This window comes from Chitinilyticum litopenaei DSM 21440 (genome assembly GCF_000428145.1).
GTDB classification, from domain to species: Bacteria; Pseudomonadota; Gammaproteobacteria; order Burkholderiales; family Chitinibacteraceae; genus Chitinilyticum; species Chitinilyticum litopenaei.
In genome coordinates this window covers 101,069-116,626 of record NZ_KE386630.1, presented here as the reverse complement: position 1 = coordinate 116,626, position 15,558 = coordinate 101,069, and the positions used below count along the sequence as shown (strand labels likewise).

At 62.0% G+C, this 15,558-nt stretch carries 12 protein-coding genes; 6 read left to right on the top strand and 6 right to left on the bottom strand.

Annotated features, from left to right (window positions below; translation table 11 throughout):
* Positions 1 to 157 precede the first annotated feature (157 nt).
* Together C515_RS0117990 and C515_RS21900 are read right to left on the bottom strand one after the other, a co-directional pair.
* Positions 158 to 1,075 (bottom strand): transporter, encoded by a 918-nt coding sequence (locus tag C515_RS0117990; protein WP_211234109.1) that lies wholly within the window; start codon positions 1,073 to 1,075, stop codon positions 158 to 160.
* A gap of 111 nt (positions 1,076 to 1,186) precedes the next feature.
* Entirely contained in the window at positions 1,187 to 2,977 is a 1,791-nt protein-coding gene (locus C515_RS21900; RefSeq protein WP_051305084.1) for an arylsulfatase, read from the bottom strand.
* A gap of 420 nt (positions 2,978 to 3,397) precedes the next feature.
* Between C515_RS21900 and C515_RS0117980 the strand changes: the two genes are divergently transcribed.
* A complete protein-coding gene (locus C515_RS0117980) occupies positions 3,398 to 4,408 on the top strand; it encodes a helix-turn-helix domain-containing protein (RefSeq protein WP_028456625.1) in 1,011 nt (336 codons plus the stop codon).
* Positions 4,409 to 4,776: 368 nt separating this feature from the next.
* Here the strand turns inward: C515_RS0117980 and C515_RS0117975 are convergent, their stop codons facing one another.
* Positions 4,777 to 6,063, bottom strand: a complete 1,287-nt coding sequence (locus C515_RS0117975; protein ID WP_028456624.1) for an anaerobic sulfatase maturase — start codon at positions 6,061 to 6,063, stop codon at positions 4,777 to 4,779.
* Between the two features lie 276 nt (positions 6,064 to 6,339).
* Entirely contained in the window at positions 6,340 to 7,869 is a 1,530-nt protein-coding gene (gene rlmD, locus C515_RS0117970) for a 23S rRNA (uracil(1939)-C(5))-methyltransferase RlmD (RefSeq protein WP_028456623.1), read from the bottom strand.
* Between the two features lie 134 nt (positions 7,870 to 8,003).
* On the opposite strand from rlmD, the gene C515_RS0117965 reads away from it, so the two are divergent.
* The 4 genes from C515_RS0117965 to C515_RS0117950 all read left to right on the top strand — a co-directional run bounded on the left by C515_RS0117965 (position 8,004) and on the right by C515_RS0117950 (position 12,941).
* The gene (locus C515_RS0117965; RefSeq protein ID WP_043650335.1) at positions 8,004 to 8,501 is read left to right on the top strand and encodes a putative pterin-binding protein; all 498 of its coding nucleotides are present in this window, start codon (positions 8,004 to 8,006) and stop codon (positions 8,499 to 8,501) included.
* Positions 8,502 to 8,522: 21 nt separating this feature from the next.
* The gene (locus tag C515_RS0117960) at positions 8,523 to 10,700 is read left to right on the top strand and encodes an ATP-binding protein (RefSeq protein WP_028456621.1); all 2,178 of its coding nucleotides are present in this window, start codon (positions 8,523 to 8,525) and stop codon (positions 10,698 to 10,700) included.
* A 328-nt stretch (positions 10,701 to 11,028) separates the two neighbouring features.
* Positions 11,029 to 12,564, top strand: coding sequence for a beta-N-acetylhexosaminidase (nagZ, locus tag C515_RS0117955; RefSeq protein ID WP_245575061.1), 1,536 nt, complete (start codon positions 11,029 to 11,031; stop codon positions 12,562 to 12,564).
* Between the two features lie 59 nt (positions 12,565 to 12,623).
* Complete coding sequence (locus C515_RS0117950; RefSeq protein WP_028456619.1) at positions 12,624 to 12,941, top strand: hypothetical protein; 318 nt, start codon at positions 12,624 to 12,626, stop codon at positions 12,939 to 12,941.
* 43 nt (positions 12,942 to 12,984) lie between these two features.
* Here C515_RS0117950 and C515_RS0117945 read toward each other — a convergent pair whose 3' ends face one another.
* Together C515_RS0117945 and C515_RS0117940 are read right to left on the bottom strand one after the other, a co-directional pair.
* The gene (locus tag C515_RS0117945; RefSeq protein WP_028456618.1) at positions 12,985 to 13,809 is read right to left on the bottom strand and encodes an HDOD domain-containing protein; all 825 of its coding nucleotides are present in this window, start codon (positions 13,807 to 13,809) and stop codon (positions 12,985 to 12,987) included.
* Positions 13,810 to 13,997: 188 nt separating this feature from the next.
* Entirely contained in the window at positions 13,998 to 14,954 is a 957-nt protein-coding gene (locus C515_RS0117940; protein WP_028456617.1) for an IS1595 family transposase, read from the bottom strand.
* Between the two features lie 94 nt (positions 14,955 to 15,048).
* On the opposite strand from C515_RS0117940, the gene C515_RS0117935 reads away from it, so the two are divergent.
* A complete protein-coding gene (locus C515_RS0117935; RefSeq protein ID WP_028456616.1) occupies positions 15,049 to 15,546 on the top strand; it encodes a GNAT family N-acetyltransferase in 498 nt (165 codons plus the stop codon).
* Positions 15,547 to 15,558 lie beyond the last annotated feature (12 nt).

Sequence of the window (15,558 nt, the reverse complement as noted above, 5' to 3'; positions counted from 1 at the left end):
ATTGCCAGCAGCCTTTTAGCATGTTTGCTTGTGGTCTTATACCCGTGTATTTGTAGTCGTGGGCGTCAGCCGGCAAGCCGCATGCACAAGGCCCGCAGTGTGGGCTGCGGGCCTTGTGTCGTGCGGCAGGGTAAGGCGCTGCCGGTGTGTGCGCCGCTTACTCCTTCAGACGGCCAAAGCCTTCGATGAGCGGATGCCAGCCAAAGACCAGCGTCATCATGAAGCTGTCCATACGCATATCGCCGGGAGCGCTGTCGTTGATTGTCGAGCGGTAGCTGGCAGTGAGGCCGATGTTGCTGTTGATCGTATAGCCAAGGGTAAAGCCCAAGGTAACATCATTGCGATCGCTACCCGCTACGCCATCAATGGTGGCCTTGCCGCCCTTATACCAGGAACCATCCACCGAGCCCCAGAGGTTTGCCGTGAAATCACGCGTCAGATGGGCGTCGATTTGCAATAGCGGGTCGGTTTGCAGATTGCGTCCAACGAAATCGTTGTTGTCACCGAAAAGCCAGACCGCGGGCAGCAATTCCAGTGTGGTCCGTCTGCCGGGCACCCAGGCACCCAGCTGCATGATCATCGGCGCGCCAATACGACCATACCAGCGGTTCTGGCCAAGATTGAGCGACTGCTTGCTGTCATACTCGCCGATCGGCACGGCGAGGTCTGCCAGCAGATCCAGCGAAAAGCCCGGCTCGTAACGCATGGCACCGGGAATATCGACTTGCGGTTTCGGTCCGATGATATTGACGTTCAGCTCCAGTGTCGGATCACCAAAACCGCTGGCGGACTGCGAGACCGAAGCGCCATTCACTGCTCGCGCCTCGCCAGAAATGCGCCCCATGGGGAAAAGAATGGCCGCCATCGCCGGGCGATCCAGCAGCGAGAATGTCTGCGCATATCCAGCCAGAGCCAGTGTCGCATCGAAATTGGCATCATCGCTGACCAGATGGGACGGATCGAAAGGATTGGCGTTGCCGCTGATGGATTCAACGATCAGGGGCACCGCGCTCCCGCCGGTCAGCGATTTCCAGTAAAAACGGGCCGGTACTTCGGCGTGCGCCGAACCGATCACGCCAATCGCCAGCAAGGCGGTGGCGAGCAGCGGGAAACGTGCAAAACGGCTTTTCTTGTTGCTTGTCATGAATTTCATCCTGTGTGGGTGTCAGTTTTCCGGGCAGAAAAATCAGGGCTTGGGATCCGCCATCATGTCTTGCGGAGGAACAAACTGCTTTCTGTAGATCAGCGGCGGGAAAGCCTTGTCGTCCGGAACCCGTGGCGGCATTACATCTTCCAGCGTTTCATACGGCGAGCGGTTTGGCAGAATCACGTTATTTTCCTGCACATAGCGATCCCAGAGCGCCGTCATGGCCTTGACTTTGTCAGGATTTGCCGCGGCCAGATTCTTGCGCTCGGCCGGGTCATTTGCCAGATTGTAAAGCTCCCAGCTTTCAGTACCGTAGGGCTTGTATTGCCAGCGGATTTTCCATTCACCCTGGCGTACCGCGCGATTGCCAAAAACTTCCCAGGCCAGGTAATCCTGCTCCGTACGGGGCGATTCGCTCTGGCCGGCGAGCATGGGCGCCCAGGATTTGCCCATCAGCGCGGGCGCTTTCTTGTCATCGCCGACCCTGGGATAGCTTGCACCGGCGATGTCCATCATCGTTGGCATGATGTCCGCCACATGCATCACACCATGATTGATGCTGCCCTTCGTGCGCTGGACTGCGGGGCCACTGACGATAAGGCCATTGCGGATGCCGCCCTCGGCCATCCAGCCCTTGTACTGGCTGAACGGCGTCATCGACACCTGCGCCCACATCGGGCCATAGGCGGGATAGGAACCGGGGTCGCCCCAGGAATTGGGGTGGGTTTGTGACCAGTTGATCGCGCTGAACAGATAGTCGCGCGAACCGGGTGAGCCAGCGATCATGTCGAAGAGATCGGTGCCCTCGGCGCCGTTATCGCCAAAAACGAGGAAAATGGTGTTGTCGTATTCGCCGATTTTCTTCAGATGGTCGACCAGGCGGCCGACATGATGATCGAGGTTCTCCACCAGGCCAGCATACAACTCCATCTTCTTGCCCATCATTGCACGAGAGATTGGTGCCAGCACGATTGGGTCGGGAACGAACCACATGCGTTCGGAGAGCTCCGTGCCAGCCGGCTGGATGCCCAGCTCGATCTGCCGCTGCAGCCGCTCCTGCCTGACCGCGTCCCAGCCCTTGTCGTATTCGCCGACATGGCGGTTGCGCCAATCTTTCGGCAGGTGATACGGATCATGTGGCGCCTGGTGGGCCACGTAGGCAAAGAAGGGCTTGCCATCGGCGCGGTTGGCGTCGATGAAGCTGATCATCTTGTCCGTGTAGGTTTTGGTGGCGTAATAATCGTCAGGCAGTTTACTCAGGTACTTGCCATCCTCGGTGAACACCGATTTGGGCGACGCGGCCGTGAAATTGGTCATGTCCCAGTAGCTGCCCGCACCATCCAGCAGGCTGAAGTCGCGCTCGAAACCGCGGGCGCGGGGAATGAGATCGGGCGCCTTGCCCATGTGCCATTTTCCAACCATGTAGGTGTGATAACCGGCATTCTTCAGCACCTCGGGCAGCGTCGGTATCCCGGGCCTCAGATAGCCCTCGTAGCCGTCCACGCCGCGCTGGTTGGGGGCGATCCATTCGTCCATATTGCCCATGCCGTTGCGGTGCGTATCGATGCCGGTGAGCAGTGTCGAGCGGGTCGGCGAACTGGAGGCATGCGTGTAGAAATTGGTGAAGCGCACGCCATCACGGGCCAGTGCGTCGATATTGGGCGTCTTGATTTCACTGCCGAAGGCGCCCAGATCGGCATAGCCCAGGTCATCGCCGAGAATGACGACGATATTGGGGCGTTTGCGAGGTGTTTCTGCTTGCGCGCTGGCTGGCGCGCATAATAGCGTCGCCATCGTCGCAGCGATGACAGAGAGTGTTGCGGTTTTCATGCGGGCTCCATTTCCTGCGGGTGTCCTGGATTGCTGTCGCATCGGCGCTGTACTGGCGCTGATAGCGGTTTCTGTTGATGTCTTGTAGCTGATTGCCCGCCAAGACGTCAAGGCCGGCGAAGCAGCAAGGCCGTGTTGGCGCAATTGCGTCTGGCTGCCGGATTGGTCTGTTCAGGGTTTGTCACCACCTTGCAAAGCCCGCCAAGAAACGGCAACGCAGCGGAGATCGCCTGCCGAGCCTGGCCAGACCGCAGCAGGCCCTGATGTGTTTATAAAGAACGCCGTTCCTTGCGCAATGCATGGTTTGCGATTGCTTGACCTAAAACAATAACCGGGTGCGCTATAAGTCCAGAGTCGGAGAATTCAATATTTCCCCATCGGGGTCTATCGGATTTCCGCAAGAAGGAGCCCCGAAACAGCATGAATGCAAGGAATCCGCCCCCACTGCCGGCCGTCGAGGTGTTTGAGTTTTCAGATGCCAGTCAGGCAGGCAACGGGATCGAATTGCTGGAGCAAGACGCGATGCAGCTGGCGTCCACCCCGCTGCGGGTCAGGCGCGTCATCGTCCGTCTTGGCCAGTCGGCACTGGTTTATCACTCGGCCAATCAGCGCGTCAGGTCCAATAGCAGCGCCGGCAATGGCTGTCTGGCTTATGTGGTGTTCGGTCCAGAGGTCAGGGGGACGGTAAACGGGCGTGAAGTTGGCGCAGACATGCTGCTGGCGGTCGAGCCTGGCGCCGAGGCCCGTTTTGTTACCGAGCCTGGCTGGCAGAGCATTACGTTGCTGGTCGCGCCGCGGATGATGAGCGAACAGCTGCTCGCGCGCCAAAGCGTTGGCGGGCTTGCTTTGCCGGCAGGTCTGCAGGCATTGCAGCTTGCCGAAGGCGCGGCAGCTGGCCTGTTCGCCTGGGGCAAGCGCCTGGTCGATACCGCTGAACGGCAGCCGGAGCGCTTCAACGAACGCGTGGATGTCAGGATGGCCGTCGAAGCCGAACTCTTCGATACCCTGATTGCCGCGCTGCACCATGCCCATGGCGCTGAAAACACTCGCGAAAGCCAGACCAGGCAAGCGTATAGCCAGCTGATCCGCAAGGTCGAGACGCATGCTTTAGCCCTGGTCGGCCATCCCTTGCGGGTCGGCGATCTCTGCCGTGTCGCCGCAGTGAGCGAGCGCACCCTCGAAAATGCCTTCAAGGCCATCCTCGGGATGACGCCGCTGGCCTACCTCACCCGCATCCGATTGCACCGCGCGCGCCAGGCCTTGCAGAGCGCATCCAGAGGCACGACGACCGTCTCGGCGGTCGCGCTGGACTGGGGATTCTGGCACTTTGGCGACTTTTCCCGCCTCTACCGTGCATGCTTTGGCGAGCGGCCATCCGACACGCTGCGCCGCAAGCCGGATGAACCACAGCCCATGACCGCACCTGATTAGTGAGCGACCTCAGCAAAGTAACAATCGTCATGCCGGCATCGCGCGGGTAATCCCTGCGGGGGGGCGGAATGACGAATTGCTGAGTGGGCTAGGTTCTGTTGACGTTTTGTTTGCGTTCCCGCTGGAGCGATTTTTGCGCCGAATCAAGGCGTTGCGAGCGCCGCATAACGGGTTATGTCAGCGAAGCAACAACGCGGAGTCGGCGCAAAAAGCGCCCAGCCCGCCGGGTTTGGCTGTTTTTGGCCTGACCCTGCGTTGCAAAGCCCTTGCATAGAACGACTATGCGGCGGGCTTCGCGCCTTGTTTCAGGCCAAAAACAGCACAAACGGGCAGCGCAAACAAAACGTCAACAGAACCTAGATGGCTGGTCAGATGATGCAATTGCCAGTACTCATGCCCATGCGGCCAAGAAACACGGCGCGGTCGGCCACGATGCGGGCATAGAATTTCTTCAAACCGGGGCAGAGGTAATTGAGCCCGGCTTCACCGTCCGGGGTTTTCACAAAGCGGTTTTTCGGACACTCGCCCCAGCAAAGCTGCAGATAACGGCAGCCTCGGCAATACGCCGGCAAGGTCTGGTATTTGGCAAAACCGAAAGCCTGTTGCCGCTCGGAAAAGGCCATATCGCCCTCATGCACCTCGCGAATATGGCCCAGCCGGTATTCCGGGTAGACAAAATGGTCGCAACTGTAGAGGCTGCCATCGTGTTCAATGGCCAGCGCCTTGCCGCAAATCTGCCCGCTCACGCAGTTCTGCGCGCCCCGGCCAAGCAACTGGCTGATGACATTCTCGAACTGGTCGACAAACACGCGGCCGAAGTCACGCTTCAGCCATTCTTCCCATACGCGGGTCAGGAAATAGCCCCAGTCTTCCGGATCGACCGACCAGTCGGCCACCACCGAATCCGGCTGGCCGGGCCTTGCGCGCGGTGAACCACTGACCGGCAGTTCGTCCGGATTCCAGTAACCGGGGGCGACTGCCCGGAAGCTGACCGGCTCCACCGCCGGCAAAAACTGGATGATGCGCGGGCGTACTTCATCGCGCAGAAAGCGGTACACATCAATCGGTTTGCGGGCATTGAGCCGGTTCACCACGCACAGCGCATTGAAGGTGATCGCGTGCCGGTGCAGCAATTGCACCGCCGCCATCACGCGCTCAAATGTCGGCTTGCCGCCCTTGCTGTAGCGGTAGGCATCGTGCAGCGCGGCCGGGCCGTCGATTGAGAGGCCCACCAGAAAGCGGTGCTGCTTCAAAAATGCGCACCACTCGTCATCGAGCAGAATGCCGTTGGTCTGCAGATCATTGGCGATCGCCTGCCCCGGTTTGGCATGGCGCGCCTGCAGCTCGACCACGCGGCGGAAAAAATCCAGCCCCATCAGCGTGGGTTCGCCGCCTTGCCAGGTAAACACCACTTCGGGCCCGGTCTGTGCGGCGATGTATTGCCGGATATGGGCTTCCAGCAGCGATTCGCTCATGCGCGGCAGCTTGCCCTGCTGCAGCAGGTCTTCCTTGTGCAGATAAAAGCAGTAGGCGCAATCCAGATTGCACTGCGCACCCGCAGGTTTGATCATGACGTGGAAGGCGTAAAAGTCTCCCTCCTCCAGCGCGGGCAGGGTGAGCCTGGGGTCCTGATCAAGTGGGTGGATGGGAATCATGGCGCTTCCTGTATGAGGAAAGGGTTGCTGTTAGGGATATCAGCGGCAATCTGCAAGGCATGCGCCGAAGCCGTTCATTCCGGGTGCGGCATCCACAAGCTGGCGCAAGCCGCGTGTCACGGCGGTCATGATTTGAACTGCGCTCCCTCGTGGCGGCTTGCGGCAAGGGACTTGCCGGGTATTGATCTGCAGGTCAACAACGGCATGGGCTGTACGTTCATAGGGTTGCAGGTATGAAAACGGGGCCAGCCGGCCCCGTTTTCTTGCTGTGCGGGCTCAGTCGCCCTGGCCCTCGGCGGCCTGCCTGGCTTCCCATTCGGCGCGGCGCTGCTCCTTCTCTGCCGCCTTGCGTGCGCGGTTGGCGGCGAGCTCGGCTTCCTTGTCGGCCTTGCGCTTGGCTTCCGCGGCGGCTTCCGCCTTGCGCGCTTCCTTGGCGGCCTGGCGCTCGGCTTCTTCGCGCGCGGCCAGTGCGGCCAGCTCTTCGGCATTCAGGCCCGGGCCGGTTTTTTCGAACCAGGCAATTGATTCGACGTGGGCGGTATGCGGGAACATATTCATGATCCCGGCCGACTTCATCGTGTAACCCTTCACGTTCACCAGCACATTGGCGTCGCGCGCCAGTGTGGATGGATTACAGGACACATACACGATGCGTTTCGGGCCGTTGATCGGGTCGATGGCCTTCACCAGTTCGATGGCGCCGTCGCGCGGCGGGTCAATCAGCATCTTGTCGAAATGGCCGAGCTTGTTCAGCCATTCCTCGGTCATCTCGAAGAGGTTGGCGACCTTGAAATCGACCTTGTCTCTGAGCTTGTTGTGCTCCGCGCTCTGGAAGGCGCGCTCGACCAGCTGCTGGCTGCCTTCCATGCCCAACACCTTTGCGCCGCGCTTGGCGATCGGCAGCGTGAAGTTGCCCAGCCCGCAGAACATGTCGGCAATGGTCTCACCCGGCTGCGGGTCGAGCATATTGATCGCGCGCTCGACCATGACACGATTCAACTGGTGGTTGACCTGGGTGAATTCGGTCGGCTTGAACGGCATTTCGATGCCGAATTCCGGCAGCTCGTAGGAAAGCGGTGGCGCATCGAGCGGGTAGAGCGGGTAGGCGGTGTCCGGCCCCTTGGGCTGCAGCCAAATCTGCACCTGCCACTCGTCCGCATAGGCCTTCAGCAGCGCTTCGTCGTCCTTGTTGATGGCTTCCATATTGCGGAACACCAGCACGGTGACCTTGCTGCCGACCGCCACTTCGATCTGCGGCATGCGGTCGAAAATCGACAGTTTGCCGACCAGCTCGCGCATGGCTGGCAATTGCTTTGCCACATGCGGAACCAGAATATGGCACTCGGTCATGTCGGCAATGTAGGACGAGCGCTTTTCGTGGAAACCCACCAGCATGCCGCCCTTCTTGGCGACGTGGCGCACCGACAGGCGCGCGCGGTGGCGATAGCCCCAGGGGCTGCCGTAGATCGGCGGCAGCGACACTTCAGCCGATACATTGCCGATGCGCTGCAGGTTGTCTTCCAGCACCCGCTGCTTGGCGGCAACCTGCGCGTTGAATTCCATGTGCTGCAGCGAACAGCCGCCGCAAATCTCGAAATGCGGGCAACGCGGCTCGGTGCGCATATAGCTTTCGCGATGGATGGCCGTGGCCTGGGCGTTTTCGAAGTTCGGTTTCTTGCGATAACTGGCAAAGCTCACCGTTTCGAAAGGCAGTGCCCCGTCGATGAAGATGGTCTTGCCCTCGAAGCGGGCAACGCCGTGACCTTCGTGGTCCAGCGATTCAATCGTTACGATCCTGTCGGCCATGATCCTGATGCAGCACTGAAAAACCGCGAATTATACCTGCAGCAGCCCCTGCTCGCTTGCGTAAACCGGCTTCGGTAGCGAACAATGCAGTCTAATAAAACGATAAAAACTGATCACAGACTGGAGAAAGCTTCATGCTGCGCAAACTATTGCCCTGCCTTGCCCTTTTCCTGCTGCACGCCGTCCCGGCGCTGGCGCAAGACACGCCTCACGGTGAGGTGATCCTCACCGTGAACGGCACGCTTGCCAAGCCCAACCAGGCCGACCGCATGGTCTTTGACCAGGCCATGCTGGAGAAGCTGCCGCAAAAGAAATACACGGTGCAGCTGCCCTGGCTGGAAGGCCCGCAAACCTTCGAAGGGCCCTTGCTGGCCGATGTGCTGGCGCAGTCCGGCGCGAGCGGCAAGACCGTCACCTTCCGCGCGCTCAACGATTACAGCGCCAGCATGGATGTTGAAGAGGCGAAAAAACACGGCGTGATCCTGGCGCTGCGCCAGAACGGCAAGTTGCTGACCGTGCGCACCAAGGGGCCGCTGTTCGTGATGTTTCCCTTCGACCGCAATGAGGCGCTGCGCACGCCTGACAATTATCGCCGCTGCGTCTGGCAGCTGAACCAGATCGACGTGCGCTGAGTCGGGGCGGCGGACCATTCGATGAATTTCCTGCTGAAACACCTGCGAGTGATTGCCGTCGTGCTGGTGGTCAGCCTGGGGCTTGCCCTGTTCGCCATCCTGCGGCTGGAAGCCGAGCAGCGCCGCGAGCTGGCCGAGGTAACCGAATTCTCCGTCGAAGACCGGCTGTGGAGTGTCTATCAGCTGGGCAATGAATACCGATTTCTGCGCGAAGCCGCGCTGAAGCTGCGCTACACGCGCAGCAGCGAGGATCTGCGCGAGCTGAGCCGGCGCCAGGATATCTTTGTCGGCCGCATCGAATTGCTGCGCGATCCGGCGTTCGCCACGCTGTACGGCAAGGATTCCGACATTGACAGCCATCTGCAGCGGCTTGCCAGACAAAGCACCGCCATCGATGGCCTGATCGCCAGCATGGCGCGCCGCCCGGTCGCCGAGCAGGTGCAGAAAGCCATTTTTCTTCAGGAAGGTGAAGTCAACTTCATCACGCGCGCGGCACGCGACCAGTTCGCCCAGCGCAATGCCGAGCGCAAGCAGCGCATCGTCGAGCTGGGGCAAACGCGCATCGTGCTCTCGCTGGTGCAGTTTGCGCTGCTGGCGCTGTTCTCGGCCTTCATGTTCTGGGCCCTGTGGCGGCTGGAAAAGCGCCAGCAGGATCAGGTGCGCATGGCCGGGCAGCTCAATGAGGCGCTGCAGCGCGCCGAGCAGGCGAGCGAAGCCAAGAGCCGCTTTCTGGCGCATGTCAGCCACGAGATCCGTACGCCACTGACCGCCATCCTGGGCTACGGCCAGCGCCTGCGCGAGATTTCCGGCCTGGCGCCGCGCCAGCAGCAATGGCTGGAACGCATCGCGGCCAGCGGCGAATACCTGCAGGCGCTGCTCAACAATGTGCTGGAGCTCAGCCGCATCGAAGTGGGGAAGGCCGAGCTGCAGCTTGGCACACTGTCGATGGTGCAGCTTATGCAGCAGCTGGACGCGCTGTTTCGCGAGCAGGCGCAGCAAAAGGGGCTGTATTTCGAGCTGCGCGTCGATCCCGGCGTGGATGACGTACTGCAGCTCGACGCCGGCAAGCTGCGCCAGATCCTCGTGAACCTGATCGGCAACGCGATCAAGATGACGCACAGCGGTGGCATCAGCATCAATTTCTGGCAGACGCTGGATGCCGGCAAGAATGTCTGGCTGCATGCCTCGGTGCGCGATACCGGCCCCGGCATTCCACCGGAAGCGGCCGGGCGCATCTTCCGGCCTTTCGAACAGTCGCTGGACGGCAAGCGTGCCGGCGGTTCGGGGCTGGGGCTGGCCATCAGCCGCGAGTTTGCCGAGCTGATGGGCGGCACCCTGCATTTCGACAGCAAGCTGGGCAGCGGCAGCAGCTTTTTCCTGCAGATTCCGGTGCAGCACAGCGCCGGGGAGGCCACGGCCGCGGCGGCCGTGCGGCCTTCTTCGCTGGCCGGCTTGCATGTCCTGATCGTCGATGACCAGGAAATGAATCTTGATCTCTTGCAGGATCTGCTCGAACAGGCCGGCGCCAGCGTGGTTTGCCAGGCGGACGGCCCGGGCGCACTGGCCATCATGCAACTTGACGAAGGCTTTGATGCCGTCGTGCTCGACTACCACATGCCGCTGATGAATGGCCTGCAGCTGGCGCGCGCCATTCGCGCACGCGGCTATGCCGGCTGCATCCTGCTGAGCACGGCCGGCATCCTGCCCGAGGTCGCCGACATGATGGCGGCCGGCATTGACGGTTCGATCACCAAGCCCTTCCATCGCGAGCAGCTGCTTTCCGCGCTGGCGCACCTGCCGGCGCGCAAGCTGCCTGCCGCTGCTGCCGCCGCGCAAAGCCCGTCGGGCGAGGATGTGTTTGCCCAGCTGAGCGGCACGCCGGCGCTCTGGGCGCTGACTCCGGCGGCCAATGCGCTCGGTTTTGCGCCGGCGCGTTTTCTTGGCGTGGTCGAACGCGGCCTGCAGCGTGTACACGAGCTGCTCGCCCAATGGCCGCAGGAGCCCGCCGAGCGCCGGCGTCAGGCGCATTCGGCCAAGGGGATTGCCGGGCAGATTGGTGCACTGCCGCTGCAGCACGCCTGCGCCGCGCTGGAGGCCCAGCCGGAAGCCGAGGTCCTGCACCGGCAATGCCTGCAGGTGCTGGCTGACACCGAAGCCGCCTGGCCGGCTGCCCGGGACGCCTGGCGCAATGGCGACTGAAGCCGGGACGACGCGGCAGCAGCAAGCGGCCAGCAAGGCCGGCCACTCGGAACGGCAAAACCCGATGCAAAGGTGCAAAGGTGCAGATAAGACCAGGTTTCTTCCTGATTGGTTGGCTTTAGGGTATATGGTTGAAGCCCTTTGCTAGTAATGGTTATGGCCATATACCTGAGGTTTGTCTGCGCCTTTGCGTCTATGCCCTGGGTTTTGCCCTTCTGGAGATTGCGCTTGCGCATTGCCAGGACCCGACACTCGGGTAGCTGAAACGTCAGCCGGCGCTGGCTTATACTGGCGGCTTTTGCCGGCAGGCCGGTCTACGCGGGGTGAAATGATGGAGAGGGTGCTGACGCTGGCGCAGAAAATCGGGCAACTGCTGATGGTCGGCTTTGACGGCCTGGTTCCCGATGCGCAGATCGAAAGCCTGCTGGATGAAGAACAGGTGGGCGGCATCATCCTGTTTCGCCGCAATGCCGATACGCCAGAGCAGGTCGCCGCGCTCACGCGCGCGCTGCAGATGCGCAATGCCCAGGCCAGCCGTGTCCCGCTGATGATCGCCATGGATCAGGAAGGCGGCATGGTCGCGCGCCTGGAAACCGGGATGACACCGCTGCCGTCGGCACAGGCCTTTGCCGCCGCCGGCAGCGTGGCGGATTGCCGCCGACTCACGCAGCTGGCCAATGCCGAACTGCGCCAGCTGGGGGTGAATGTCAATTTTGCACCCGTACTCGACGTGAACAACAACCCGCGCAATCCGGTCATCGGCGTGCGCGCCTATGGCAGCGATGCCGAAACGGTCAGCCGTTTTGGCCTGGCGGCGTTGCAGGCGATTCACGCTGCCGGCGTGCTGCCGGTGGTCAAGCATTTCCCCGGCCACGGCGATACCGAAGTTGATTCGCATCTGGGCCTGCCGCTGATTGCTCACGGGCGGCAGCGCCTGCAGGACGTCGAACTCAAGCCCTTTGCCGCCGCGCTGGCGGCTGGCGCGCCGGCGGTCATGAGTGCGCATGTGGTGTTTCCGGCCTTCGAGGCCGATCGCGATACGCCGTCGACCTGCTCCCACGCGGTACTGACCGGACTCTTGCGCGAGGAAATGGGCTTTGGCGGGCTGGTATTCACCGATTGCCTGGAAATGGAAGCAATCGCTTCCGGCATGGGTGTGGTGGCCGGGGCGCTGGCAGCCTTCAAGGCCGGGGCTGACATCCTGCTGGTCTCGCACCGGCTGGAGCGCCAGCGTGCCGTGCATGCCGCGCTGCTGCAGGCCGTGCTGTCGGGGGACATTCCCGAATCCCGCGTCGATGCTTCACTGGCGCGCATTCTTGCCGTCAAGCAGCAGTACCGCATGGCGGACTGGCAAGGGGCCGTGCCGGCGGGCTTGCGCAGTGCCGAGGCGCTGGCGCTCTCCGCAGCGGTGCACCGTCGTGCGCTGCAACGCGTAGGCAGCTGCCGCCAGCTCGATCCGGCGCTGGCGACCCTGGTCGTGCAGTGCGAGGTGCGCACGCATGGCGAGATGGATGAAGTCAACACGCGCGATGACACGCTGGCCGTGTTGCTGGGGCAGGCCGGCGTGCCGGTGCGGGCGCTGTACCTGCCGGTCGTGCCGCGGGTGGAGGACACGGCCCTGCTGCAGCGCATTGCCCCCGATTACGGGCAGATCGTGTTCGTATCCTACAATGCCTGCCTGCAGCCCGCCCAGAAGGCGTGCCTGCAGCTGCTGGCGCGCGAGCATGCGGCCCGCACCTGGCTGGTGGCGGGGCGCATCATCGGCGATCTGGGCGAGTGGCCCATGTTCAATGGCCGGCTGGGCTGCTTCGCCAACCGTCCGGCCGCGCTGGATGCTGTCTGTGAAGCGCTGCTCCGCGGTTGAGGCGGCATGTGTTTATAATCGGTGCTGCATTGCAACGCCATTCAACAGGATTACCGGCAATGAACGGATTGAAACTGGCCGTACTGGCCCTCTGCTGCAGCCTCTTGGCCTGGTCCGGCAGCGCCCGCGCCGAAGACGCGCCCCTGCCCTTTGACGAGCCGGCGGCAGCCACGCCGCTGCCACCCAAGCAGCGCGCGGCCAGCAGCAGGGCGCCCAGGGTGGAAGCGGCCGGCAGCAAGCGCTACGCCAGCAAGAAATCCTCGCGCAAGCAGTACGCCGGCAAGGCGTCGCGCTCCGGCAATTACAAGGCCGTGAAAGCCTCCGGCCGCGATGCAGGCAAGCGCCCGAGCAAGAGCGGCAAGCGCAAGCGCGGCTGATTGGGGAGGGCAAGCAGCGAGGCTACGCCGCTTGCCATGGTGCTCAGAGCAGGTCGTCCACGGCCAGGCAGATTTCCCGGCCCTGTTCGAGATTGGCGACCAGCTTTTCAGCATTGATGTTCAGCATTTGCAGGATATTGGCCGGCAGGGTGTCGGCTACCTGTTCCGGGCTGGCCTGGTGCGTGAACAGGTGCACCAGCAACTCGGCCAGCGCGATCAGGCCGGCGTAGGGCTCGAAGGGGGTGTGCGCTGTCGGATTGCGCTGCTGGCGGATGGCGCGCTGGATGTCGGCCGGGAATTGCCAGCGTTTGGCCAGCTCTTCGCCAACCTGGGTCAGATCCAGCCCCAGCTCCATGCTTTCAAGCTGGATACGGTCGGCCCCGCTTTCCACCAGCCGGTCGATCTTCAGCGATTGACCCGGAAAAGCCACGTGGATCAGCAGCTCGCCGATATTGGCGAGCAGGCCGCAGGTATAGGCCTGGTTGCCGTCCAGCCCTGCGTGCTTGGCCAGCCACTTGCAGGTGTTGGCCACCTCGAAACTGTGACGCCAGAAGGCCTGGCGGTTGAAGGTGTCGTTGGGCACCTGCATCGACGATATGCCCGAGGCGACGACCAGCACGCGCAGGGCATCAAAGCCCAGGCGCACGACGGCGTCATCAATGGTCTTGACCGGGTTGCCACCGCTGATGCGCGCGCTGTTGGCCATGCGCAGCACCTTGGCCGTGATCACCTGATCGTGCGAAACCTTGCGCGCGACATCATCGATGTCGGTGTCGTCGCGGTCGAAGCTGGCGATCAGTTCCTGCACGACTTTCGGTACACTGGGAAGCTTGCTTGCGGCGCGGTCGAATACTTCGGCGAGTTCCATCCGTGGTCTCCCTGGTTTTATTAACTGGCTGTGAGTCGGTTTGCATGGTTGGCTGTGAGGCGCAACGCTTTCATGCTAGGAAGCTCGCGGGCAAAACGGCAAACCCATTTGCGCCGGACTGGCGGCGCTGTTGTGCGCCATTGTGGTTGCCGTGCTGCCGTATCATTTGCAATCAACGAGTTACCTGATTAGGTAGCCACCTCAGCTTTCTTACGAAGTTTGTTTTCCGTTTTTGGCATGCAAGCCACAGCAGCGGTCAGTAAGTGCCGCGGCAGCGTATCAAGTCGGTACCGCCGGTTGAACCGATAGGCAATCGCCGCCAGATAGCGATCCGCATACTTGCCAAACGCAAAAGCGTGGTAGGTCCCTGACAGGCTGGTTTTCACATTTCCCAGCAGCGTATTGATCCAGCGAAACATCGGCAGGTCTTTCGGTTTCTTCCCGCCAGCGACATGCGCCTCATGGGTGCAACCTGCTTGGGTAACTGCGCCAAAGCAAGACAAGCCATCCGAGATGACATGGGCTCCCGGCTGCAGGCCGTCTTCCGCCCACGCCCGAATGGCCTGTTGCGTAAATCCCGCCACCGGACTGAGCTTCAAATACCGAGGGTGTTGCCACTGATCCAGCGCCACAGCCGCAACAAAGGGAATCTTGTTCTCGGAGCCCCGTCCCGCTTTGCCGCCACTGCGTTCGCCCCCGAGATAAGCGTCATCCACCTGTACGACACCATCGAGTTGATAGCTCGCATCCCGTTCCAGCATGGCCTGCATGATCTTGTGCTGAACCAGCCAGGCGGTGCGGTAATTCACCCCCAGCTGGCGTTTGAGCGCCAGTGCGGACAGACCGGTCTTGGCCTCGCCAATCAGATAAAGCGCCAGAAACCAGAGACGCAAGGGTAATGGCGACTTCTCGAACAGTGTTCCCGCCGTCAGCGAGGTCTGTTTGCGACAGGCGCGACATTGAAACAGGGGGTGAGTGCGGCCCTGGATGCGATAGCAGGCCGGATGCTGACAATGCGGACAGCGAAAGCCCTGTGGCCAGCGCGCCTGTTCCAGTGCGGTTTGGCACTGGCTCTCTGCGCCAAATTGCTGCTGAAAGGCGGAGAGTGATAGGCCTGGCTGAAACTGAATACGGTTCATTGCCATGATGTGCACCTCCAGTTTATCCGGTAGATGCTTTCAGCATAGATCAGTAAGTTTTCTTAAGCTGAGCTGGCTACCTAATCAGGACGAGTTATGCATGTCTGATCTTCGCCTTATTGATCACGCCGACTGGCCTGCCGTGCATGCGGTGCAGACACTGGCCTATCCGGATTTCCTGCACGAACCGCTGTCCGTCCTGCGCGACAAGCAGCGCCTGGGGCCGCACAGCTGCTGGTGCGCCCGAGTCGATGGCCGGGTGCAGGCCTATCTGCTCGCGCATCCCTGGGCGGGTGAGGATTTGCCCTGCTGGGGGCAGGATGGCCAGCCGCTGTCCGGCAAGGCGGATCAGCTCTTTCTGCACGATCTGGCAATTGCGCCGGCGGCCCAGGGGCGCGGCATTGCCGGCCGCCTGCTCGCTGCGGCCGAAGGGCAGGCCCGTGCGGCGGGATTGTCCCGGCTGACGCTGATTGCCGTGCAAGGCGCGGCGGGCTATTGGGCGCGGCACGGCTTTGCGCCGCTGGCGCTGGCCAGCCCACTGCCAGCAGCATATGGGCGCGAGGCATGCGCGATGGCCAGGCCGCTGTTGCCAGCTTGAGTCCGCTTGTGC